The 20940-nt window shown below is 69.1% G+C and carries 18 protein-coding genes and 1 pseudogene; 2 read left to right on the forward strand and 17 right to left on the reverse strand.

Features of this window, described 5'->3' with window-relative positions:
• Positions 1–26: 26 nt before the first annotated feature.
• Positions 27–1613 carry an FAD-dependent monooxygenase gene (locus ACVWNX_RS02150; RefSeq protein ID WP_454412124.1) on the forward strand — a complete coding sequence of 529 codons (1587 nt, stop codon included), beginning with the start codon at positions 27–29 and terminating at the stop codon, positions 1611–1613.
• A gap of 151 nt (positions 1614–1764) precedes the next feature.
• Here the strand turns inward: ACVWNX_RS02150 and ACVWNX_RS02155 are convergent, their stop codons facing one another.
• The 5 genes from ACVWNX_RS02155 to ACVWNX_RS02175 form a co-directional block, all read right to left on the reverse strand.
• A complete protein-coding gene (locus ACVWNX_RS02155) occupies positions 1765–3369 on the reverse strand; it encodes an FAD-dependent oxidoreductase (protein ID WP_454412125.1) in 1605 nt (534 codons plus the stop codon).
• Positions 3370–3413: 44 nt separating this feature from the next.
• Entirely contained in the window at positions 3414–4445 is a 1032-nt protein-coding gene (locus tag ACVWNX_RS02160) for a methyltransferase (RefSeq protein ID WP_454412126.1), read from the reverse strand.
• 262 nt (positions 4446–4707) lie between these two features.
• Entirely contained in the window at positions 4708–6294 is a 1587-nt protein-coding gene (locus ACVWNX_RS02165; protein ID WP_454412127.1) for an MDR family MFS transporter, read from the reverse strand.
• 179 nt (positions 6295–6473) lie between these two features.
• Entirely contained in the window at positions 6474–7451 is a 978-nt protein-coding gene (locus ACVWNX_RS02170) for a quinone oxidoreductase family protein (RefSeq protein ID WP_454412128.1), read from the reverse strand.
• Between the two features lie 160 nt (positions 7452–7611).
• Positions 7612–9147, reverse strand: coding sequence for an FAD-dependent monooxygenase (locus ACVWNX_RS02175; RefSeq protein WP_454412129.1), 1536 nt, complete (start codon positions 9145–9147; stop codon positions 7612–7614).
• Between the two features lie 119 nt (positions 9148–9266).
• On the opposite strand from ACVWNX_RS02175, the gene ACVWNX_RS02180 reads away from it, so the two are divergent.
• Entirely contained in the window at positions 9267–9788 is a 522-nt protein-coding gene (locus tag ACVWNX_RS02180) for a MarR family winged helix-turn-helix transcriptional regulator (RefSeq protein ID WP_454412130.1), read from the forward strand.
• Positions 9789–9806: 18 nt separating this feature from the next.
• Here the strand turns inward: ACVWNX_RS02180 and ACVWNX_RS02185 are convergent, their stop codons facing one another.
• The 12 genes and pseudogenes from ACVWNX_RS02185 to ACVWNX_RS02240 form a co-directional block, all read right to left on the reverse strand.
• A complete protein-coding gene (locus tag ACVWNX_RS02185; protein ID WP_454412131.1) occupies positions 9807–11597 on the reverse strand; it encodes an FAD-dependent monooxygenase in 1791 nt (596 codons plus the stop codon).
• Positions 11501–12463, reverse strand: coding sequence for a GNAT family N-acetyltransferase (locus ACVWNX_RS02190; RefSeq protein ID WP_454412132.1), 963 nt, complete (start codon positions 12461–12463; stop codon positions 11501–11503). Before ACVWNX_RS02190 ends, ACVWNX_RS02185 begins: the two co-directional genes overlap by 97 nt.
• An 87-nt stretch (positions 12464–12550) precedes the next feature.
• On the reverse strand, positions 12551–12754 hold the full coding sequence (locus ACVWNX_RS02195; RefSeq protein WP_454412133.1) for a ferredoxin: 204 nt from the start codon (positions 12752–12754) through the stop codon (positions 12551–12553).
• 6 nt (positions 12755–12760) lie between these two features.
• Positions 12761–14011, reverse strand: a complete 1251-nt coding sequence (locus tag ACVWNX_RS02200; RefSeq protein ID WP_454412134.1) for a cytochrome P450 — start codon at positions 14009–14011, stop codon at positions 12761–12763.
• 64 nt (positions 14012–14075) lie between these two features.
• Complete coding sequence (locus ACVWNX_RS02205; protein ID WP_454412135.1) at positions 14076–14849, reverse strand: SDR family NAD(P)-dependent oxidoreductase; 774 nt, start codon at positions 14847–14849, stop codon at positions 14076–14078.
• Positions 14846–16288, reverse strand: coding sequence for an FAD-binding oxidoreductase (locus ACVWNX_RS02210; protein ID WP_454412136.1), 1443 nt, complete (start codon positions 16286–16288; stop codon positions 14846–14848). Before ACVWNX_RS02210 ends, ACVWNX_RS02205 begins: the two co-directional genes overlap by 4 nt.
• Before the next feature lie 58 nt (positions 16289–16346).
• Positions 16347–16715 carry a hypothetical protein gene (locus tag ACVWNX_RS02215; protein WP_454412137.1) on the reverse strand — a complete coding sequence of 123 codons (369 nt, stop codon included), beginning with the start codon at positions 16713–16715 and terminating at the stop codon, positions 16347–16349.
• 177 nt (positions 16716–16892) lie between these two features.
• Complete coding sequence (locus ACVWNX_RS02220) at positions 16893–17198, reverse strand: DUF6059 family protein (protein WP_454412138.1); 306 nt, start codon at positions 17196–17198, stop codon at positions 16893–16895.
• 115 nt (positions 17199–17313) lie between these two features.
• Positions 17314–17577 (reverse strand): acyl carrier protein, encoded by a 264-nt coding sequence (locus ACVWNX_RS02225; RefSeq protein WP_454412139.1) that lies wholly within the window; start codon positions 17575–17577, stop codon positions 17314–17316.
• Between the two features lie 101 nt (positions 17578–17678).
• On the reverse strand, positions 17679–18461 hold the full coding sequence (locus tag ACVWNX_RS02230) for a thioesterase II family protein (RefSeq protein WP_454412140.1): 783 nt from the start codon (positions 18459–18461) through the stop codon (positions 17679–17681).
• A gap of 92 nt (positions 18462–18553) precedes the next feature.
• Positions 18554–19375, reverse strand: a complete 822-nt coding sequence (locus ACVWNX_RS02235) for an AfsR/SARP family transcriptional regulator (protein ID WP_454412141.1) — start codon at positions 19373–19375, stop codon at positions 18554–18556.
• 217 nt (positions 19376–19592) lie between these two features.
• Positions 19593–20378, reverse strand: a pseudogene (locus ACVWNX_RS02240) (AfsR/SARP family transcriptional regulator); the annotation flags it as partial.
• Between the last annotated feature and the right edge of the window lie 562 nt (positions 20379–20940).

Below are 20940 nucleotides of genomic sequence, written 5' to 3' on the forward strand. Positions count from 1 at the left end.
CGCATCGAGACAAGGGAGCACCTCCGGTGGCGGAGCGAACCGACGTACTGATCGTGGGCGGCAGCATGGTGGGCCTGGCCCAGGCTCTGTTCCTCGCCCAGCAGGGCATCCGGTCGATCGTTGTGGAACGCCATGCGCGGGTCTCGGCGCATCCGCGGGCGCAGGCGGCCAGCCCCCGCACGATGGAGCTGATGCGTGCGCTGGGCTTGGAGCCGAAGGTGCGCGCGCGGGAGAACCCGTATGCCCAGTACGGAGACATCTTGCAGGTGGAGTCGCTCACGGGCCGCGAGCTGGGCCGTTTCGACGGGCCGTTCCGTCATGACCCGAATGAGGTCAGCACGACCGGATGGACCTTGATCGGCCAGGACCGGTTCGAGCCCTTGTTGCGTGCCAAGGCCGAGGAGCTGGGGGCGGATATCCGCTTCGCCACCGAGATGGTGCGCTACGAGCAGGACGCCGACGGGGTCACCGCGGTTCTGCGGGACGCGCGGCGCGGCGAAGAGACCGCTGTCCGCGCCGAGTACATGGTCGCGGCGGACGGATTTCGAAGCCCTGTCCGCGAGGGGCTGGGGATCGGCACGCACGGACAGGGTGTCTTCGGTCGCCAGATGAGCATCATCTTCCACGCCGCGCTCGACGGCTATGTGGCGGACCGTCGGTTCTTCCTCTGCTTCGTCAGCAACGACGGCGTCAAGGGCGTGCTCGGCCGGCTCGACAACGCGGACCGCTGGGTGCTGGCGCCCAGCCTGCCTCCGCAGGAGACGCACACCAAGTACTCCGAGGAGGACTGCGTCGGGATGGTACGCGCCGCGGTCGGCGTGCCGGATCTTGAGGTGGAGGTGGAGTCGAACACCAGTTGGGAGGTCGCCGCCCGCATCGCCGACCGGTTCCGCTCCGGACGGGTCTTCCTGGCTGGTGACGCGGCCCATGTGATGCCGCCCACGGGTGGGTTCGGCGGCAACATGGGAGTGCAGGACGCACACAATCTGGCGTGGAAGCTGGCGGCGGTGCTGCGTGGGCAGGCCGGTCCCGAACTGTTGGACACCTACGAGCAGGAGCGTGCCCCGGTCGCGGAGTTCACCGTGGAGCAGGGCGTGATTCGCTATCTGCAGCGCAGTGGTCTGGACGCGCAGGCCGCGGCCCGGCACCGACCGGAGACCACGGTGCTCTTCGGTCATGTCTACCGCTCTGGCGCGGTGCTCCCGGAGTCCGGCGCGGACGGCCCCCTGGTGGAGGACCCGACCCAGCCGTCGGGCCGTCCCGGCACCCGGGCACCGCACTTCGAGCTGCGCATCGGCGGCACCGACGCCCCCCTGCACGACCTGCTCAAGGGCGGCTGGTGGTTGCTGGCCGGGCCGGATGCCGGGTTGTGGGAGCGGGCAACGGGCCAGGTGTCCCGGCTTACCGGCCTCGCCGTCGACTTCCACCAGGTGGGCCGTACGGAGCCGGCCGAGGTGACCGACGGCTTCCTGAAGAAGTACGGGATCACGACCGGCGGCGCCGTGCTCGTCCGCCCGGACGGGTTCGTGGCCTGGCGCTCGGCGGAACAGCCCGCGGACCCGGCGGTCGAGCTGTCGGCGGTCGTCCACCGGTTGCTCGCGCGCCCGGCCTGAGTTCCCGGCCGTGGTGGGGTACCGGCCTGGTTCCTCCTCCCCGGCCGGGCACAGTAGTCCCGGGGTCGGCCACCCGGCAGGAAGACCGAAGACTGGCGCGCCTCCCGGAGGTCCGGGAGGCGCGCCAGTCGTGCGTGGTGGTTGCCGGTGGTCAGGCCAGCGAGAGCATCCCCCGCAGCAGGCTGGTCACGGTCTGGAAGACGTCGCTCGGGGGGCCGCTCCGGGCGCGCCAGGCGACGATGCCGTCGGGGCGGACCAGGACCGCGCCACCGTCGCCGAGGCCGTAGCGCTCCTTGAAGGTGCCTTCGGTGTCGGAGTAGTCGCCGTTCGCGCCGATGCCACGGACGTTGAGGACCAGACCGAGTTCGCGGCCGGCGGCGGCCGCCGCGGCCCATGGGGCGGCTGGGCCCGCGGTGAGCAGAGTGAAGCCGACCGGGAAGAGATCGACTGTGGAGAACGGTCCGTGGGCGCCCTTGATGAGCACGTGCGGGGCGCGGGCGCCGGGCCAGCCGCTGGGTTTGTCCGGGTTCTCGGTGATGCTCCGGCCCTCGGCGTCATCATCGGTGAACGCGCCGGCCGGGTAGACGTATCCGAAAGTCATCGTCGTCTCGTCGACCAGGTCCTTCGCGACGTCCTGGAACCGCTTGCCCTCGCGGACGGCGAAGCGCAGCATCGCCTGACGGACCGTCTCCTGGGCGACCGGACGGCGTTCGGTGTCGTAGGAGGCGAGCAGTCCCGGCCCGGCTGTGCCCGAGAGGACGAGGGCCAGCTTCCAGGCCAGGTTGTAGGCGTCCTGGATGCCGGTGCTGGCGCCGAAGGCGCCGGTGGGCGGCATGACGTGCGCGGCGTCGCCCGCGATGAGACAGCGGCCGCGGATGAAGGTGTCCGCGACACGCGCCGAGATGTCCCACGCGGGCATGTCGACCGACTCGATGGTCAGCGGCAGGTCCGGGACGCCGACGGCGGCACGGACCAGTTCGACGCAACGATCTTGCGTGAAATCCTCGGCGCTCTGGCCCTTGTCGGGGAAGAAGGAGACGTTGATGACCCATTTGCGGTCGTTGTCCATCGGGATGATCGTGCCGCGTACCTCGGGGTTGTTGACGTAGGCGGCGATGATCTTCCGGCCCCGTAGCGGTTTCTCGAGGTCGGCGTCGAAGAAGAAGCTGACCAGATTGGTGAGGGTGCCGCGGCCGTGGGAACCGATGCCGAGGAGTTCGCGGACCGGACTGCGGCTGCCGTCCGCGGCGATCACGTACTCGGTGCGCAGCTCGGTGCTTTCGCCGGTGCCGACATCGGTGAGGGTCGCGGTCACGCCGTCGGCGTCCTCGGTGACGCCGTCCAGACGGGTGTGGAAGCGCAGGTCGACGCCGACCTCCTCGGCCCGCTCGCGCAGGATGGGCTCAAGCTGGTTCTGGTCGATAAGGGTCCACCGGGCGGGGCTGATGCGGCTGATGTCCTCGATGGAGGCGTTGGGCATACGGACCCGCTCGTCGCCAGCGAGGGTCTCGACGTGCACCAGGTCGGTGTTGCCGGAGATCGGCGAGCGACCGGCCTTGACGCGCTCCTCCAGGCCCACCGCACGGTAGAGCTCCATGGTGCGCGGGTTGATGGCCCGGGCCTTGGGGTGGGTGGAGGTGCCGCGGTGGCGTTCGACAAGCGTGGACTTCACTCCGTGGTGGGCGAGGAACACGGCGGCGGACAGTCCTGTGAGGCCACCGCCGACGATGAGGACGGGAACCTTTTCCTGGCTCATGCTGCTTCCTTGGGTGGTCGGGGCGGGCGGCCGGGTCCGAGCGGTCATCGGGTTGCGGTGACCAGCGTGTGCGTGCCCAGCAGTGGTCCCGCGGTGCTGTTGCTGAAGCCGGTCTCGGCAAGCCAGTCGCGGACGTCGTCGATGCGGTACTCGGAGCCGTCCTGGCTGACCAGGCGCATGTGCAGGCTGGAGAGCAAGCGCTCGGCGTCCCGGCGCTCGTCGTCGATCATCCGGTCGTAGATGAGGACCTGGCCGCCGGGGTTGGTCGCGGAGAAGACACGGCGCAGCAGCTCCTGGCGCCGGTCGGTGCCGAAGCCGTGCAGGATGTGACCGAGCACGATGACGTCGGCCTTGGGGATGTCGTCCGTGAAGAAGTCGCCACCGCTGAACTCGATACGCTCGTCCAGGCCCAGGCGAGTGGTGTGCTCAGTGAAGAGCGGGCGGGTCCGCTCAAGGTCGAAAACCCCGGCCTTGAGGTGCGGGTGCTCCCTGACCAGGACTGAGGCGAGGTTTCCGCGCGCGCCGCCGAGATCGACGAAGGAGGTGTGGCGGCTCCAGTCGATCGCGCCGGCGATCTCGATGCCCATGCGGTCGCTGTAGGCGTCGAGGCCCGCGAGGAAGCGCTTCATCTTTGCCGGGTCCTTGTGCTCGTCTCCGACGAAGCCGCCCTTGTCGGGGTCGAGGTGCTGCGGGGCTCCGGTGGTGAGGGCCTCGGTGAGCCGCCCCCAGGTGCCATACAGCGTCTCGTTGGTCAGCTCGACGAACCCGCCGAGGTAGGTGGCGGTGCCCGGGACGAGGTACGCCTGGGCCAGCGGGCCGTTGCCGTAGCGGTCCCCGGTGCGCTCCAGCAGGCCGAGGCCGGCCAGTGCGTCGAGGAAGTCGGCGGCCATGCGCTTGTGCAGGCCGGTCTCAGCGACGACGTGGTCAGCACCGGCCGGGCCCTCGGCGAGGGCACCGAACACGCCGAGGGCCACCGCGCTGTGCAGCACCTTGGCCGCGCAGTCCGCGATGGTCAGCTTGATCAGCGGACCGGGGTCGACCGCTGCGGCCGTCATACGGTCATCGGTCGTTGTCACGCGAGCCTCCTAGCGAGCCATGAGGGACCGTTCCGGTCCTCCTCCCGACGATGGCCGATTCGCGTGGAGTCCCGCTCGAAGCGCTCTGAAGCCTGGGGGTGTCTGGCGATTCCCCGTGGGGCGAGGAACGGTGTCCGGTGCGTGCGATCGCAAAGCGCCGGGGGCTCGTCCGGGGCATCACCAGAGAAGTGCCGCCCTCCCGCACGGTTCGCGGCGGGAGAGCGGCACTTCGGCCATGAGTCACATACGGGGGATGATGTGATCAGGCCGTTTCGGGGGTGTTGTCGGCGGCGGCCCGGGCCGGGTCATCGGCCTGTAGATCTCCGCCGTGGTGGCGGGAGCGGAGCTTGAGGTTCTTCATGAACAGGGTGAGGACGAGGCCCAGCCCGAGGATCGGCACCGCGGCGGTGAACACCGGGGTGAGCGAGGCGGCGTACGACTGCTCGATGGCGCTGCGCACCGGGGTGGCGAGCGTGTCGAGGACCGTGTCCGAGGAGAGCGAATCGTGGTCGATGCCGTCGAGGGCACCGGTCGGCACACGGGTGGCGAGTTCGTCGGTGAGGCGGCCGTAGAAGATGGCGGCAAAGAGCGCGATGCCGATGGAGGTGCCGAAGGAGCGCCCGAAGGTGACGGTGCCGGAGACGGCTCCCATGTCCTGCGGGGGCGCGGTGTTCTGGGCGGCCTGTGTGAAGACCTGAGCGGAAAGACCGGAGGCGAAGCCGAAGACGGCCATATAGAGGATGGCGAGCGCACGCGGGGTCTCGGTGTCCAGGGTGGACAGCAGGAGAGCGCCGACGATGCCGAGGGCCATGCTCAGGATGGGGAAGATCTTGTACTTGCCGGTATTGCCGATGATCTTGCTGGAGCCGATGGAAGCGAGCACGAGGCCCATCATCATCGGCAGCAGGATGAGGCCGGAGGTGGTGGGGCTGGCACCGGTGACGACCTGGACGTACAGGGCGAGGAACTGGACGGCGCCGACGAAGACGACGCCGCAGACGATGGTGCCGAGCAGCGAGATGGTGAAGGTGGAGTCCTTGAAAAGGCGCAGCGGGACGATCGGCTCCGCGGCGGTGGACTCGGCCCTGATGAACAGACCGATGAACAGCAGGGCGCCGAGGCCGAGGCCGATGATCTGCGGGGAGATCCAGGCATACTCGACACCGCCCCATGAGGTAAAGAGGGTGAGGGCGATGATGGCACCGGAGAGGGTGACGATGCCGGCGTAGTCGAGTGTGGACTCACGGACCGTACGGGGCAGGTGAAGGTACTTGACGAGCAGGATGACGATCACGGCACCGACGGGCAGGTTGACCAGGAAGACCCAGTGCCAGCTGAGCGCGTCGGTGAGGACGCCGCCGACGGCGGGACCGGCGAGGGACGCGCCAGCGAAGACCATGCCGAACATGCCGTAGTACTTGGCACCTTCACGCGGGGTGAACAGTTCACCGATGATGGCGAGGACGGAGACGAACAAGCCTCCGGCGCCCAGACCCTGCACCACGCGGAAGACGATGAGCTGCTCCATGGAGCCGGCCACACCCGCGAGCGCGGAGCCCAGCAGGAACAGGCCCATCGCCGAGAGATAGGTGACCTTGCGGCCGAAGAGATCGCCGAGCTTGCCGTAGATCGGCGTAGTGACGCTGGAGGCGATGACGTAGGCAGTGGTCACCCATGCGAAGAGGTCGATACCGCCGAGTTCACCCACGATGCGGGGCAGAGCGGTGGCGACGATCTGCAGATCGAGGATGGCCAGGAAGGCGGAGAGCATGCAGGCGACCATGACCGGAGTGGTCTTGGTGCCGGATGAGTCCGGCCCGCTGGGTACCTGCGGGATGGGAGCGGACAAGGTCGTGCCGCCTTTCGGATTGGTGTGTGCTCCCCGTCGCACCGGCCGCCCGAAGCGGTCGGCGTCACCTGGCTCTCGGCCCGAAAAGGGCTTAGGGGAAATCGCGGTACTTGTTGTGCGGTGAGGGGGCGGTCGGCCCGTCGTGGGGCGACGGGCCGACCGCCTGTTCAGCGACCGCCTCAGGGAACGAGAACGATCTTGCCGAGCTGTGCGCGGGCCTCCATGAGTTCGTGGGCCTTGACAGCCTCGTCGAGCGGAAGCCGGTCGTGTACGACTGGCTTGACCTGGCCGGAAGCGATGAGTTCGAGCAGGTGGCGCCGACCCTCGGCTACGGCGTCCTGCTTGTTGTAGAGCATGGCGTAGAGGCTGAAGCCGGCGACGTTCTTCATCCGGGACAGAGCCAGGGTCGGCAGATCCGGGATGTCCCCGGAGGCGGAGCCGTAGAAGACGAGAGTGCCGAACTGCGCCGTGACGCCCAGGGACTTCAGCAGGATGTCGCCGCCGACGGTCTCAAGGACGATGTCGGCGCCGCGGCCGCCGGTGGCGGAGAGGATCTGATCGGTCCAGTCCTCGTCGCTGTAGTTGATGGTGACATCGGCGCCGAGCTCTCGCACGAAGTCGAGCTTGGCCTGGGTACTGGCGGTGGCGATGACCGTGCCGGCCCCGAGGGCCTTGGCGATCTGGACGGCCAGGTGGCCGACGCCGCCGGAGGCCGCGTCGATCACCACGGTCTGGCCGGGCTGGAGACGGCCGGCTTCCTTGATCGCGTGGTACGCGGTCTGGGCCGGGCTGGGCAGCAGGGTCGCCTCGGCGGCGTCGAGATCCCGCGGGATCTTGATGAGCCAGTCGGTGCCGGAGACGACGTAGTCCGCGTAGGCATTCTGGTCGATGTCACCGACAACGCGGTCACCGACGGCGAAGCCGGTGACGTCGTCGCCGACGGCCTCGATCGTGCCGGCGACGTCACCACCGGGGGCGCCGGGGAGACCGGCGTGGCCGCCGATCGGAATGCCCTGACGCCGCTGGACCTCAGCGAAGGTGACGCCGATGGCCTCGACGCGGATCAGGACCTGACCCGTGCCGGGCTGCGGCTTCTCCACCTCTTCGAGGCGCAGTACGGACGGCGCGCCGTGCTCGTAGTGGCGGATGATTCGCATGATCTCTCCAAATGGTTTCCGTCGAGCCGTCGCGGGTCGCTGCGGCTCGGGGTCGACACATATGCATGCTGTCACGCATTTGATTGCGGGTCTACACATTGCGACTGGCGCGGGCATTCTTTGCCAGTCCCTTGCGAAGCCGACGGGGTTGACGGGCGGGTCAGCTGAAGACCTCGCGAGTGGGGTCGGTCACTCCGGCCCAGGTCTCGATGGCCGTACGCAGGCCCTCGGCGATCTCGGCGGGCGAGGCACCGCGGTCCGCGGCCCAGGCGACGTAACCGTCAGGGCGGATGAGCACACCGGCCAGCTCCGGCTCGTCCTCGCATACGGCGACGACATGGCGGACGCGGCCCGCCCAGTCGAGCGGCGCAGCCCACTTCCCGTACTCCTCGGCGATCTCCGGTCGGCCAGCCAGGTCGAGCAGAACGAAGTTGCCCCGGCGCAGATACTTCGGAAGGGTCCCGGTTCCGCCCTCGGTCTTCAGCGTCAGGTCCCGGGCGAAGTCGCCGAGCAGGCGGTGCTCGGGGCCCGGCAGGTCGTAGCGGACCCGCACACCGCTGAGCATCTCGGCCAGGTGACGGTTGACCTGATCCTTCCGCATGAGGTCCTGGAAAAGCTCGCGCAGCTGGGTGACATAGGGATCGGGGTCCATCAGCGCGATCTGGGCACGCGTGTTGGCCAGCACCTGGCGGGCCGGCCCCTGGCGTTCTTCGTCGTACGTGTCGAGCAGCCCCTCGCCGCCCCAGCCGTTGATGTCGGCGCAAAGCTTCCAGCCGAGGTTGAGCGCGTCCTGCAGGCCCAGGTTGACGCCCTGGCCGCCGACCGGGAAGTGGGTGTGGGCGGCATCGCCGGCCAGCAGGACCCGACCCCTGCGGTAGGTCTCGGCCTGGCAGGCGGAGTCGGTGAACCAGGAGAGCCAGCGCGGCTCCGAGACGCCCAGGTCATCGCCCCAGATCTCGCGGACGCCGTCCTTGAACTCCTCGAAGGTGAGCTCGGAGTCCGCTTCCTTGCCCTTCGCGAAGTCGAAGGTGGCGACGCGGTGGTACTTCTCGTCGAGCGGGACGCAGAAGAGCAGACCGCGCTCGGTGCGCTCCATGCCCATCGGGGCGTTCTCACGGTCGGCGAGGACGACGTCGGCCAGGCGCGCGGTGACGCGGCCACCGGTGCCGGGGAAGCCGATCCCCGCGGACCTGCGGACCAGGCTGCGCCCGCCGTCCGTTCCGACGACATACCGCGCGCGCAGGGTGTACGGGCCCCCCGGGCCGATGACGTCGACCTCGGCACCGTCTTCGTCCTGGCGGACAGCCGTCACTTCGTGGCCACGGCGGATCTTGCAGCCGAACTCCTCGGCGCGCTCCTCCAGCAGACGCTCGGTCCGGGTCTGCTCGGAAAGCAGGGCGTAGTTGTGAGCGCTGTCCAAGAGAGAGAAGTCGACCCAGACGTCGAGGCCGGCGAAGTGGCCGTTGTTCCATGAGCGGGCACCCTCGCGGAAGCGGTCGGCGAGCCCACGGCGGTCGAGCGACTCAAGCGAGCGCGCGTGCAGCCCGAAAGCCTTGGAGTGGGGGGTGCGCTCGGTGAGCTTCTCCAGCACGACGGCCTCGGCTCGGCCGATACGGAGCTCGGAGGCGAGCAGCATGCCCACCGGGCCGCCGCCGACGATGATCACGTCGAAATCGAAGTCCCTGCTGTCCGGCATTGCGATCCTTTCCGGTGATGGAGGTGCCTTTGGATGAAATCATGTGCGCAATGTCATGCAATAGCATGTGAGCATACACATGCTCGCTATCCTAGATTGCCGCGCCTAGGATGTTCACCATGGAGACTCCGACCACCAGGCAGAAGACCACCCAGCTCCCGTCCGCCCAGGGCCCACTGGCCGCGGTGGACCCGCTCGACGCGGTCGGCCCGGCCTTCTCGCGACTGCGCCGCGCTTCCGCGCTGAACGTGGAAAGCCCGGTGACCCGCAAGGACATGACGCGGACGTTGGTGCTCAACATCGTGGAAGAGGGATCCGAGCACGCCGGGCAGGAGATCACCGTCGGCGTCGTCGCCGAGCGGCTGGTCGTGGACCCCTCCGTGGCCAGCCGGATGGTCACCGACTGCATCTCCGCCGGATACCTGGTCCGCGCCGCCTCCCAGCAGGACGGACGCCGAACGATCCTGCAGATGACGGACGAAGGGCTGACGATGCTGGCGGCCTTCCGTCGGCATCAACGGGCGGCTTTCGAGTTCATCACCCAGAGCTGGCCCGATGACGAACGTCTGGAGTTCGCCCGTCTGTTGATCAAATACGTCGACTCGGTCGCGCAGGCACAGGGCGCCTCCGCCGACGGCTGACCGCCGGTCCCCCACCGTTCATCGCGCCAGAACGGTGCGCAACACCTCCTCAAGCACCGGGCCCCGCTCATCGACGGGGACACCCTCGCGGGTGCGCCAGGCGACGATCCCGTCGGGGCGGACCAGGACGGCGCCCGTCGCGCTCACTCCGTACGCCTCGGCCCAACGGCTCCGCGCGTCGGTCAGCGCACCCCCCTCGGCGGTCAGGGCGACGCGGTGGGAGGCGAGGTCCACGCCGAGCGCCGACGCGGCCGTCTCGGCCGCCTCCGCCCAGGATCCGCCCTCGGCCCCGGCGAGCAGCACGAAGCCGTCGCCGAACAGGTCGAGCGTGGTCACCGGCACGTCCCCGCGCTCCAGCACCACATAGGGGGCGCGGGTGCCCGGCTCGCCGCGCAGGGCGCGCGGATCGGAAGTCAGCGGCAGCCGCTCCGCGCCCTCCTCGGCGATGAACGCGCCGGAAGGGTATGCCTGACCCATGGTGACGCGCATCGCGTCATGCGTGGCGGCCCGCTGCTCCTCGGTCGCGGACTGAGACCGTACGGCGAGCTGAAGCGATCCCTGCCGCGCGGTGTACGTGCCGACCGGTCGGCGCTCGTCCTGATAGGTGTCCAGCAGCGCGCGGCCCGCGGTGCCCTTGAGCACCAAGGCCAGCTTCCAGCTCACATTGAAGGCGTCGGCGATGCCGGTGTTGGCACCGTACCCACCGGTGGGCGGGATCTGATGGGCGGCGTCGCCCACGATGAGCACCCGGCCCCGCACGAAGTGATCGGTGACCAACTCGGCCATGTCCCACGGGAAGCGGGAGCGGATGGTGACTTCGACCTCGTCCGGACCGATGGCCGCGGAGATCAGTTCGGTGCAGCGGGCGTCGGTGAAATCATCCGGGCCCTCGCCCTTCTCAGGGTCGTAGCCGACGATCAGGGTGCCCTCGGTGAGGGTGTCGTCGTGCACGAGGATGCCCGTGACCTTGTCGTTCTTGACGTGGACCACACTGTAGCGGCGCTCACCGAGCACCGCGCCCAAGTCCGCGCCGAAGGCGATGCTCATGTGCCGGGAGAGCACGCCCCGGCCTTCCCGCCCGGCCCCGAGGGACTCGCGCACGGAGCTGCGCGGCCCGTCGGCGGCCACCAGGTAGTCGGCCGTCACCGTGACCTCGCCGCCGTCGGCAACCCGAACGACAGCGCTGACCCCGGCATCGTCCTGGGTGAAGGAGAGCAGCTCGGTGCTGAACCGCAGGTCGACACCGAGCTGCTCGGCGCGGGCGCGCAGGATCGGCTCCAGGCGGTCCTGTGGCAGCAGCAGCAACCGGGAGGGGGTCAGATCCCCGAGCTCGTCTCCGCCCTCCAGCTCCTCCTTGGCGAAGAAGACCTTGCCCGAGAGGGACTCCACTCCCGCGCGGGTCTTGTGTTTCTCAAAGCCAGCGGCGGCGGCCTTGGCGGCCTCCTCGACGCCGACGGTGGCCAGCAGCTCGGCGGTGCGTGGGTAGTAGCCGACCGCACGGGGGTGGATGGAGGTGCTCGGGTGCCGTTCGACCAAGGTGACCGGCACATGGTGATGGGCAAGGAAAACAGCGGTGGACAGGCCGACGAGGCTGCCACCGACAATCAGTACGCGGGTGCCGTTACTACTCACAGGGATCCCCTCTCGCGGTTTCCGAACGTGCGGATCGTGGCAGCGGCTGGTGGATCGGACCTCGGACTTCCCTCGGGCACTCAGCTCTTGACGGAGTACGTTGACCAACAGCTGTCCACGATGAAGCCGAGGCGGCGGTTGAGGGCGAGGACGGCGTCGTTGCGTACGTCGTTCCATGCCTGCACCAGGGCGAGGCGGGGGTTCTCGACCGCGGCCCGGGCGATCAGGCCCGCCTTGACCCAAGTGCCCAAGCCCTGGCGGCGTCGGTCGGCGAGGACCAGGGTCTCCCCCACGTCGGCCATCGGGCTGTCGCGGACGAAGAGGGTGGCGTACCCGGCGACATCGCCGGTGGCCGTGTCGACGGCGGCGGTCACGTACTGGCGGTGCCCGGCGCGTTCCCCCTCGGCCTCGCGGGCGCGGACGTCGGCGGCAGTGGGCGTGCGGACCTCCGCCTGACCGTTCACGGGAGCGTCCAGGGCACCCCAGGCCCGGGCATAGAGGTCGACCAGCGCCTCGGGACAGCGGTCGCTCCAATGGACGAGCCGGTGGCCCGGCACCACCCGGTCGGCCAGCCCGTCGAGAGCTGCGCGGGCGGGGCCCTTGAGGAAGAGCCGGTTGCGCAGGTTGCTGCCGTGCGGCTCGGCGCCGCAGACGGCGGCGAACGCCTCCGCGGCGGGGGTGCGGGGGGCGTCGACCATCAGGCGGTCCCGGCCGCGGGCCCGCAGTTCGGCACGAGCGGCATCGACGAGGGCGGTACCCGCGCCCCGGCGTCGGAAGGAGGGGAAGACCCACAGCGAGCCGTGGCCGGGCCCGTTCGGGGCGCCGAGGTCGAGGCCGAGCTTGATGCAGCCAGCCGGCCGGTCACCGTCGAAGGCCACCAGAACGATCCGGTCGGTGCCGTGTCTGCGTTGCAGCAACCGGGCCAGCAAGGCATCCGACACCGGCGGGTCGCCGGGCAGTTCGAGGCTCATCGTCTCCTGGAAACCCGGCAGGAGGAGGGCAATCGTGGCGGGGTCGTCGCCGTCTAGGCTGCGCATGTCCATGGACTCATCGTTGCCCGGGGCACTTGAGGCTCCGTCAAGAACGGCTCGGGCCCCGGACCTGGCTCGCGGGGCCCGGCCGGTCCGCGGTCACACGTCCTCGGTCTCCCTGATGGTGATGGCTCGCACCGGGCACGCCCGGACGGCCTCGCGCACCAGTGGCTCGCCGCCGCCGTCCTCGCGGCCGGAGATGACGGTGGAGAGTCCGTCCTCGTCCTGCTCGAAAACGGAGGGCACGGTGACGGCGCACTGGGCGGAGCCGATGCATCGGTCGGAGTCGACTGAGATGTGCACGGCGGCCTACCAGGTGACGGGGAGTTCGGAGACTCCCTGGAGCACGAAAGGCGCGTTGCCCGGAATCTGGTCGGCGGGGACCGCCAGTTTCAGCGTCGGCACCCGGCGGAACAGGGTTGCCAGGGCGATCTCCATCTCGGCACGGGCCAGGTTCTGGCCTATGCACTGGTGGATGCCGTAACCGAATGCGACGTGGCGGCCGGAAGGCCGGAGAACGTCCAGGTCGTCGGCGCGCTCGAAAGAACCGTGATCACGGTTCATCAGCATCGTCGACAGGATCACCCCGTCGCCGGCCTGGATCAGGTGGCCCTCGATCTCGATGTCCTCCTTGGCCACGCGCATCAGCATGTCGCCGATGGAGGAGAACCGCATCATCTCGTCCACGGCCTGGGGCATCAGGGACTCGTCGGCGCGCAGCGCCTCCAGCTGCTCCTGGTGGGCCAGCAGCGCCATCGTGGAGAGGGCGATCATGTTGGAGGTCGTCTCATGGCCGGAGACCAGCAGGACAGTGGCGATCATCGCGAGTTCCTGGCGGTCGACCCGGCCCTCCTCCAGCTGGCGGGCGATCAACTCGTCGAGCAGGGTGTCGCCGGGTTCGGCCTGCTTGCGGCTGATCAGGTCGTCGAGGTATCCGAGGATCTCGGTAAACGCCCGCTGCGCCTGCGCCGCCTGCTCCTGGCCGGAAGAGGAAAGCACGTGCCGCGAGCGCTCGTCGAAGTAGTGGTGGTCTTCGTACGGAACGCCCAGCAGCATGCAGATGACGGCGGACGGCATCGGCAGCGCGTACTCGGTGAGCAGGTCGACGGTGACGCCGGGCCCCTTGGCCAGCATCTTGTCGAGCAGGTCGTCGGCGTACTTCTGGATCGCCGGACGCAGCGCGTTGACCTGGCGGACGCCGAAGCTGGGCAGCACCATGCGGCGCTGGCGGGCGTGCACCGGGTCGTCCACGCCGACCAGCGGAGGCGCGGCGGCTTGCTGGCGCTGGGCCTCGACACGGGGCGCGAGCAGCGGGAAGTTCGGATCGAGGACGTCAGAGGAGAGCCGGGCGTCCGGGAACAGCTTGCGGCCGAGCTCGTTGCCGGTGATCAGCCAGGCGATGCGGCCGTTCCAGAGGGTGACCCGGGAGATGGGGCCCTTCTCACGGAGCCGCTCGTAGCCGGGCGGCATCTGGTAGGGGCAGGTGCGCTTGATGGGATAGACGGGAGCGTCATCGGCTCCGTCCGCCAGCGTCTTCAACTCGTCGAGCATGTCGGTCATGGGAACTCCTGAGTGAGCGGCCGGTGGGCCGTGCGGTGCGGCTCGGGGCTGTTGGAGGCAGGGCTCACAGACCGCCTGTGACCCGTAGGGCCTCTCCGTGAATGTTCCCGTTGGCGGCGGAGCCAAGGAAGACGACAGCGCGGGCGACGTCCTCGGGAGTGTTCATCCGGCCCGAAGGAAGGGATCCGGCCTTGTTCTCCAAGAAGGCGGGCGAGGCGTGCAGGAGCACGTTCTCGGTGAGGGTCTGGCCGGGCACGACCTCGTTCACCAGGATTCCGGCAGGACCGAGTTCCCAGGCGAGACTGCGCACCAGCCCGTGCAGGGCGGCCTTGGCGGCTCCGTACGCGCCCGCGCCCGTCATACCGGTGTCCGCGAGGCCCGCGCCGATCAGCACGACACGGCCCCAGTCCCGACCGCGCATAAGGGGCAGCACGGCTTGGACGGTGTGGAAGACGGCGTCCACGGAGGTGCGCAGGACCCGCTGCCACTGCCCGGGTGGGACGTCCTCGAAGGCGGGCATCAGCCGACCGGGCCGCGGGATGGCGTCGCCCCACTCGACGGCGCTGGCGACGAGAACGTCGATCCCGCCCCACTCGGCGCCCACCGCGGCGACGGCAGCCCGTATGGAGTCCTCATCGCCGAGGTCGTAGCGAACCACATACGGGGTGCCGCCGGCTGCGGCGACCTGATCGGCGGTCTCCTTCGCCCCCGCCTCGTCGCAGTGGTACGTGATCGCGACCCGTGCGCCCTCGGCCGCGTAGGCGAGGGCCGTAGCCCGGCCGATACCGCGGGAAGCACCGGTGACGAGCACCGCCTTGTCCGTCAGATCCGTTTTCATCGTCCTGCTTTCGTCGTCTGCTGGCCGCGCTCCCAGCCGGAGCCGATGCTCTGGCCGTGCCGGAAGAAGCCGTCGGGGTCGTAGACCTGCTTGATCTCGCGCAGTCGGGCGGCGTTCTCCGCGTAGTGGTCGGTCTCCCACTCGGCCTGCGTCCGTGAGCTGGGGAAGTTGATGTAGGAGCCGGTGGCCAGCGGAGCGAGGGCCGCGCCGCACCGGTCGGCCCACGCGTCGAGTTCCGCCGGGCACCGCGCGGCCGACGCCGCGTCACGGGTGGCCGTCTGGAAGCCCGTCAGGAACTGGGCGTCACGGTGCGCGTAGGCGGTCTCCGCGCGGCCGACGCGGTTGGCGGCTCCGCCGAGCGCGATGCACAGCAGGTAGCGCTCGTTGTCCAGTCCGGGGTCCCACGCGCACAGCAGGGCGTCGGCCTCGGCACGCGTGACCGCCCTGCCGGTGAGGCGGTATGCCTGTCGGGTGTAGGGGTGCCGGTGACCGACCGCTTCCGGGTGGGTGCCGGTGCGGTGGCACTGCTGGACGGTCTTGGAACCGCACAGCGCCTCGTGCATGACGTCGGCGTACGCCCCGGACGCCGAGACCTCTCGGTGCACGGGCTTCGTCCCGGTGCGTTCGGTGAGCGCGTCGAGAGCGCGTTCGAGTTCGCCGGACGGACCGTGGTACACCCCCCAGACCTTGAGGATCGGCTTGCCGCCAGGCCCGAACATGCCGGGCAGCACGACCAGGGAGGTGCCGAGGTCCTCCGACTCCTCGACGGCCCAGGACTGCCAGGCGGCCAGCACCTCGGCGGCGTCCTCGTAGGACCACAGCGTCTCGAAGCCGGTCAGACGCGGGGCGTCGACGGGGCGCAGCTCGAATTCGGTGACGATGCCGAAGTTCCCTCCGCCGCCACCCCGCAGGGCCCAGTACAGATCCGGGTGTTCGTCCGCCGACGCGAGCACGGTCCTGCCGTCGGCGAGGACGACCCGCGCCGAGACGACGTGGTCGCTCGCGATGCCGAACTTGCGGGTCTGCCAGCCCAGCCCGCCACCGCTGAGGAAGCCTCCCTGGCTGACGGTGGGGAACGTGCCGGTGATGATCTGGCGGCCGTGCGGTTTGAGGGCGTCGAGCGCGTCGAGCGACTGTATGCCGGCTCCGATGCGGACGGTGGGGCCGTCGACGGCGGCATGGTTCATCCGGGACAGGTCGATGACCAGGCCGGTGCCGGTGGACCAGCCGTTGAAGCTGTGGCCTGCCCCCCGGACGTGCGCCGCGATACCGGTCTCCCGCGCGTGGCGTACACAGGCGAGGACGTCCTGGGGGGACGCGCAGTAGGCGATGCCGTAGGGCATGACCGAGTCGTACTCGGTGTTCTGCAGTTGCCTGGCGAGCCGGTACCCCGGATCGGAGGGGAGAACGAGCTCGCCGTTGAGTTCATCGCGCAGCATGGGAGTCTTCCCTCCGGGGGTCACCGGTCCGGGACGGGGTGTCTTCCGGCTGCCCTGCCTACTTGTCGACACCGAACTTGCGGGCGGTGACCTTGGAGCCTTCGTGGCCGCGCAGGAGGTCGCCGGAGGGCGAGTAGAAATTGGCTCCGCCCGTGCCCTCCCACTGATCGTCCGAGACGAACTCGCCGGTGACGAAGACGTGGGCCTCGCCGACGTGCTCGCCCTGCGGGTTCACGGCGAGGATGTGGAAGTTGTAGTGGAAGGAGTCCTTCCCGGTGGACTCCCAGTTGCCCAGGCCGATGTTCTTGGCGTTGACCTGGTAGCAGGTGACGCCGCCGTCACCTGTGAAGGACGCGAGTCCGAACACGGACTTGCCGTCGTCTTCCAGTTCGGTGGTCCAGGTTCCGACAAGCCTGGCGTCGGTCATGGTGGGCTCTCCTGACGTGGGTCCGGTTCGCGTGGTGTGCCATAGGTACGGTTCCGTCCGGGGCTAGAGCGGCACTTGAACGGCTCTGTAGCCGGGGGGAGGCCGGAGGTCATCCGCGGCGCCACAGGCCGGCGGCTGCGGCGGACCGGGCCGCTGCGGCGGCAGCGCTGTCGGTGCTCACGCGATCTCCTTCGGATCGAGCAACCGACGTGCCAGGTCCCGTTCTTCCGCGCTGAGCGGGATGTCGGTGCGCAGTTGTTCGGGGTGGCCCGGCGGAGGCTGGGTCAGTGCCCATGGCCCGGCCGGATCACCGGGTGGGGGAAGGTGGCCCCAGAGAGCGCCACTGGTGGCCAGTGCCCGGCCGACCCAGCACAGGAATATGACCGCCTTGGACCGGAAACCCACAGGCCCCTCCGTAACCGAGGACCTGGTCGACCGCACGGGCACGCACCGCCCTCCTTGACGTGATGTTGGACGGTTCACGGTGACGCGTTGGGCTCAAGGCCCCTTGGAGGCGGGCTCAAAGGCTCTTCGCATCGTGGGGCGGGCCCTGCGGGGTCCGCCCCACGGGGCGAAGAGCCTCTGCCGACCGCGTGGATCAGGCCGTGGTCTGCGAGGACAGCACTCGGTTGACGGCCTCGATGTACTGCCGCGGGGTCTCCGCCTCGTCCAGCGCCTCCCCGTCGAGCGCGACACCGGAATCACGCTCGACGATGCCGGTGACCTGGAGAAGCGCCAGGGAGTCGTAACCGAGGTCGGCGAAGCTGACGTCCAGTACGTCACCGTTCAGGTCGTGGGTCCCGCTATCGCCTCCGCTGCCGCGCAGGAGGCCGATCAGAGTGGCGATGTCGAGTTGCTGCATGATGGTGCCTCTCTCTTTTCTCGTGCTGAGCACGGTCTGGGGTATCGGCCGGCCTTCGGATCGGCGGGCCGGGTCGGCGGCTCGCCAACGGTCGGCACCTCTCAGGGCTGAGCGACGGGGGCCAGGAGCGAGGCTCGCCCGGCCGCGGCTTCGAGTCGCCTCACGACACGGCAGGCACGGCCCATCAGACGGGGCAGCGCGTCGCCGCGCAGGAAGAAGTGGTCGCCGTTCACGGTGCGGGTCGCCACCGGCCCGGCACTCCAACGGCGCCAGCCGCCGACTGCCGCGGGGGACACCAGCGGGTCACGGTTCCCGGACACCGCGAGCAGCGGGACTGGCAACGGTCCGTTCGAGGCTGCGGTCGCACGGGCGGCGGCGCGTAGTGCGACGGCCAGCCGCAGGTCGTCGCGGAGCACGGGGAGCGAAGCACGGTGCCAGTACCGCCGCGCTTCCGCGTCGTCGGGCAGCGCTCCGAGGGCTCGGACCATCTCCGTCAGGTCCTCGTCGGAGCTGTCGCAGGCGTCGGAGAGCTTGCTGGTCTCGTCAGGCGGCGGGCAGGCTCCCACGGCGAGGAGCGCGGGCAGCGGCAGCCCTTCTTCGTGAAGAGCCTGGACGAAGGTGTGGGCCACCATCGCGCCGAGGCTGTGGCCGTACAGCGCGAAGGGCTGTCGGGACGTGACGCTGATGCGGTCCATCAGGTCGGCGACCAGCGAGTGGCGGTCGGTCAGGCATGGTTCCCGGCGCCGGCCCTCACGGCCCGGCAGCAGCACCGGTACGGGTTCGACGCCCGGACCGATGCTGCGTGCCCAATTACGAAAGCCCGAAATTCCCGCTCCTGCGTGCGCGAAGCAGTACAGCCGCACCGATAATCCTGTGTCCGTCATCTTCGCCCTCCTGGCCTGTGGGTGTCGCGCGGGTCTGGTTCAGGCTCACAGACAACCCTGGAGGCGGGCTTGAAGCACGACGGGCCGATGCGTCAGGCGGCGTAGAGGTCGAAGGTCGATCCACGCCTTGGCGCGGTGGTCAGGTCGAGGGCGGGGTCCACGGCGAGCATCGCCTGGTGCAGCCGCTGCATCTGCCGCGACGGCTCGACACCCAGTTCCTCGACGAGTCTCATGCGCAGCTTCCGGTAGAGGTCGAGAGCCGCGGCCTGCCGCCCCGATCGGTACAGAGCCACCATGGCCTGCGAATGGAGCCCTTCGTGCTGCGGGTGGCGTGCCGTCAGGTCCCGGAGCTCGGCGATGATCTCGCAGTGCCGCCCCAACCGGAGATCGGCGTCTATCCGGCGCTCCATGGCGACCAGCTTGCTCTCCTCCAGCCGGAGCACCTCTATGGCCAGCACGGGACCGACCCGCACATCGACCAGAGCGGGCCCCTGCCACAGGGTCAGAGCCTGGCGCAGGGTGTGCGCGGCGTGCTCGTCGTCTCCCACTTCGAAGGCCGCCTGCCCTGCCGACACCCGTCGCTCGTATTCATACACGTCCACGCTGTCGGGCGGGATCTGCAGCACATATCCGCCGTGCCGGGTGGCGAGTACCTCTTTGGCGGTGCGCGGCGCGTCGGGCCCCATGGCGGTGCCGAGTTGGCGCCGTAACTGAAGTATGTAGGTCTGCAGCGTGGTCAGCGCGCTGGCCGGGGGGTTGGCGCCCCAGATCTCCTCCATCAGCGTGGGCACGGGCAAGATCCGCCCTGGGTACAGCGCGAGAAGTGACAGGATCTGACGTGGTTTTCCCGCTGTGGGGACAATGGAGACACCATTGACCTCGGCTTTCAACGGCCGCAGCACTTGGATCCTCATAACTGTTCCCCCATCACTCGTCGAAAGCTTCTTTCTCGATTCGTTCCCCGACGCAGGGAATACAGACCACTTTGTCCGCATCCGCGTGTACGGCTTCATGCACCGTACTGGCTAAAGCAGGGCGCTCCACGTTCCTTGAGCGTTCGTCAAGCAGGTCTCCATTCCGCCGCGCGCGATCGGTCGGCGCGGGGCACGGGGGAGGCGGACCCGGCAGCATCGGCGCCTGGTCGCCCTGGGCCAGCACGACCGAACGCTGCAGTTGGCGCAGCGCGACCGAGGGCTCCAGGCTCAGCTCCCGCATGACAGTTCCACGCAGCTTCCGGTAGACGTCGAGCGCCTCGCTCCTGCGGCCCGAGCGCTGCAGAGCGATCATGAACTGTCGGCTCAGGTTCTCGTGGGTGCGGTACCGATCGACCAGAACGGTCAGCTCGGCGAGCAGTTCCCGGTGCCGCCCCAGCTCCAAGTCCGCCTCGACGCGCCGGTCGAGCGCGCACAACCGGCTCTCCTCCAGGCGTGCGGCCTCCATCTCCAGTTGCTTGCCCAGCTGGACGTCGGCGAAGGGCGCCCCACGCCACAGCGCGAGGGACTCGCGCAGCAGTCGCGCACCGCCCGCGTGGTCGCCGTCGCCGAGGGCACGGTAGCCGAGCCCCGCGAGCCGCTCGAACTCCCGCACATCACTGCCCCCTCCTCTGGTCTTGAGGAGGTAGCCACCCGGACAGGTCACGAGGATGTCCTTGGCCGCCACGGCTTCCCTGTCGCCGCCTTGCGCCGACAGGGCGGCGGTGATGAGCTGGCGCAGATGGAGCACGTAGGTCTGGAGGGTGGTGCGAGCGCTGCGCGGCGGCCGGTCGGCCCATAATTCCTCGATCAGCGCGGATACCGGCACGACCCGGTCGGCGAAACACGCCAGGAGAGCGAGCACTTGCCGCACTTTGGGCGCGGTGGGCGTGGCGGAGAACCCACCTTCCGTCACGACCAGAGCTCCCAGGATTTCAATATCCACGATCTTCCCCCTGCGGTTCATCAGCTTTGGCCTTCTTTGAGTCCGCACACCCGCGACCACGCCAAGAGGGTTTCTACCAAGCTAAGAACGCAACAAAACCTGCCCCTCCCCGCCGACGCCAGCGAGAAACCTTGCATCCATCGAAGGCGCTTGAGCATAACCGAAAAACACCCATTTTGACCCGACTTTCACGGCGCGAGGCGCTCCAGTTCGCCTGGAACCATGACTTCCGTGCATCATTACGCACTTTGCCGTCAATTACTCCTGCTTATCGTGGCAAAACCTGCACACGAAGGCCCCCCGCCACCGCAACTCACGGATTATCCGGCGACTGGAATCCCAACGAGAGCAAGATCCCCTGACTCCCTTTTCAGTGAATCCGGTGAATCGACCGCAACAGGTTTACCGGCACAGCGCGGCCATAGAATCCCCATATTCGAACGCAAGACCTTTCCGTATCGTTCCACCAATGCCCCTCAACACAGTTCACGGCCCATCCCGGCGTAGCGGTCCCGGGATCAGGCCGCGCCGACGATGCGTCGTACGGTCCCCGCCCCGCCCC

The organism is Streptomyces sp. JNUCC 64 (assembly GCF_054484115.1).

Excerpts from the sequence above, each read along its gene's own strand:
- ACVWNX_RS02180 (WP_454412130.1), top strand. The coding sequence starts at position 9,267 with ATGGAGACTCCGACCACCAGGCAGAAGACCACCCAGCTCCCGTCCGCC.
- ACVWNX_RS02230 (WP_454412140.1), bottom strand. The coding sequence starts at position 18,461 with ATGACGGACACAGGATTATCGGTGCGGCTGTACTGCTTCGCGCACGCA.
- ACVWNX_RS02175 (WP_454412129.1), bottom strand. The coding sequence starts at position 9,147 with ATGCCGGACAGCAGGGACTTCGATTTCGACGTGATCATCGTCGGCGGC.
- ACVWNX_RS02235 (WP_454412141.1), bottom strand. The coding sequence starts at position 19,375 with ATGAGGATCCAAGTGCTGCGGCCGTTGAAAGCCGAGGTCAATGGTGTC.
- ACVWNX_RS02155 (WP_454412125.1), bottom strand. The coding sequence starts at position 3,369 with ATGAGCCAGGAAAAGGTTCCCGTCCTCATCGTCGGCGGTGGCCTCACA.
- ACVWNX_RS02200 (WP_454412134.1), bottom strand. The coding sequence starts at position 14,011 with ATGACCGACATGCTCGACGAGTTGAAGACGCTGGCGGACGGAGCCGAT.
- ACVWNX_RS02210 (WP_454412136.1), bottom strand. The coding sequence starts at position 16,288 with ATGCTGCGCGATGAACTCAACGGCGAGCTCGTTCTCCCCTCCGATCCG.
- ACVWNX_RS02190 (WP_454412132.1), bottom strand. The coding sequence starts at position 12,463 with ATGGACATGCGCAGCCTAGACGGCGACGACCCCGCCACGATTGCCCTC.
- ACVWNX_RS02205 (WP_454412135.1), bottom strand. The coding sequence starts at position 14,849 with ATGAAAACGGATCTGACGGACAAGGCGGTGCTCGTCACCGGTGCTTCC.
- ACVWNX_RS02170 (WP_454412128.1), bottom strand. The coding sequence starts at position 7,451 with ATGCGAATCATCCGCCACTACGAGCACGGCGCGCCGTCCGTACTGCGC.
- ACVWNX_RS02185 (WP_454412131.1), bottom strand. The coding sequence starts at position 11,597 with ATGGAACGACGTACGCAACGACGCCGTCCTCGCCCTCAACCGCCGCCT.
- ACVWNX_RS02225 (WP_454412139.1), bottom strand. The coding sequence starts at position 17,577 with ATGCAGCAACTCGACATCGCCACTCTGATCGGCCTCCTGCGCGGCAGC.
- ACVWNX_RS02215 (WP_454412137.1), bottom strand. The coding sequence starts at position 16,715 with ATGACCGACGCCAGGCTTGTCGGAACCTGGACCACCGAACTGGAAGAC.